The sequence below is a fragment of the Rhizobacter sp. P2_H2 genome, from assembly GCF_056403375.1.
On sequence record NZ_JBFUFP010001078.1, the window covers coordinates 1 to 1789 of the forward strand.

Sequence of the window (1789 nt, forward strand, 5' to 3'; positions counted from 1 at the left end):
ATTCGAAGGCGATGGATGCGTCGCAACAGGTTCGCGCGAAGAAGGCCGACCGCGTGCGCATCGTCAAGATGGCCGCCGACGTGGAACCGCCGCCTGCACCCCCTGCCGCACCCGCAGCCGGAGACTCCAAGCCATGAACGCCTTCGCCCTCGGCCCCGTCACGCTGGGCCACTACCTGACGCTGGGCGCGATCCTGTTCGCGCTGTCGGTGATCGGCATCTTCCTGAACCGCAAGAACCTGATCGTGCTGCTGATGGCCATCGAGCTGATGCTGCTGGCGGTCAACCTGAACTTCGTCGCGTTCTCCCACTTCCTGGGCGACATGGCGGGGCAGGTGTTCGTGTTCTTCATCCTGACCGTCGCGGCCGCCGAGTCGGCGATCGGCCTGGCGATCCTGGTCGTGCTGTTCCGCAATCGCGCGACGATCAACGTCGACGAGCTCGACTCCCTGAAGGGCTGAGCACCACATGTCCGCAACACTCTCCCAGAACATGCTGCTCGCGGTGCCGCTGGCACCGCTGGTCGGCGCTGTCGTCGCCGGGYTCTTCGGCAAGCAGGTGGGCCGCCGCGGCGCGCACACCGTGACCATCCTCGGCGTGCTGATCGCCTTCATCATCTCGGCGATGACGCTGAAGGCGGTGGCCGTCGACGGTGCGCGCTTCAACGCCACCATCTACGAGTGGATGACGCTCGGCTCGCTGAAGATGGAGATCGGCTTCCTGGTCGACGGYCTGACCGCGATGATGATGTGCGTCGTGACCTTCGTGTCGCTGATGGTGCACATCTACACCATCGGCTACATGGAAGAAGACCCGGGCTACCAGCGCTTCTTCTCGTACATCTCGCTGTTCACCTTCTCGATGCTGATGCTCGTGATGAGCAACAACATGCTGCAGCTGTTCTTCGGCTGGGAGGCGGTGGGCCTGGTGTCGTACCTGCTGATCGGCTTCTGGTTCACGCGGCCGACGGCGGTGTTCGCCAACATGAAGGCCTTCCTGGTGAACCGGGTCGGCGACTTCGGCTTCATCCTCGGCATCGGCCTGCTGCTGGCCTTCGGCAACACGCTGAACTACAGCGAGATCTTCGCGAAGGCGCCCGAACTGGCCAAGGCCGTGTTCCCCGGCACCGAGTGGATGCTGCTGACGGTGGCCTGCATCTGCCTGTTCATCGGTGCGATGGGCAAGAGCGCGCAGGTGCCGCTGCACGTGTGGCTGCCCGACTCGATGGAAGGCCCGACGCCGATCTCCGCGCTGATCCACGCGGCGACGATGGTGACGGCCGGCATCTTCATGGTGGCGCGCATGTCGCCGCTGTTCGAGCTGTCCGACGTGGCGCTGAGCTTCGTGCTGGTGATCGGTGCGATCACCGCGCTGTTCATGGGCTTCCTCGGCATCATCCAGAACGACATCAAGCGCGTCGTCGCGTACTCGACGCTGTCGCAGCTCGGCTACATGACGGTGGCGCTGGGTGCCTCGGCCTACTCGGTCGCGGTGTTCCACCTGATGACGCACGCGTTCTTCAAGGCGCTGCTGTTCCTCGGGGCCGGCTCGGTGATCATCGGCATGCACCACGACCAGGACATCCGCAACATGGGCGGCCTGCGCAAGTACATGCCGATCACGTGGATCACGTCGCTGCTGGGGTCGCTCGCGCTGATCGGCACGCCGCTGTTCTCGGGCTTCTACTCGAAGGACAGCATCATCGAGGCGGTGCATGCGAGCCACCTGCCGGGCGCCGGCTTCGCGTACTTCGCGGTGATCGTCGGCGTGTTCGTGACGGCCTTCTATTC

The 1789-nt window shown here is 64.5% G+C and carries 2 protein-coding genes; both read left to right on the forward strand.

The features are described from left to right. Window positions 1–133 precede the first annotated feature (133 nt). Window positions 134–460, forward strand: a complete 327-nt coding sequence (gene nuoK, locus AC1D15_RS30195; RefSeq protein WP_047594472.1) for an NADH-quinone oxidoreductase subunit NuoK — start codon at window positions 134–136, stop codon at window positions 458–460. A gap of 7 nt (window positions 461–467) precedes the next feature. After that, the coding region (gene nuoL, locus AC1D15_RS30200; RefSeq protein ID WP_477828926.1) for an NADH-quinone oxidoreductase subunit L at window positions 468–1789 on the forward strand (1322 nt) is incomplete at its 3' end.

Coding starts and splice junctions, on each gene's coding strand:
- nuoK (WP_047594472.1), top strand. CDS start 134: ATGAACGCCTTCGCCCTCGGCCCCGTCACGCTGGGCCACTACCTGACG.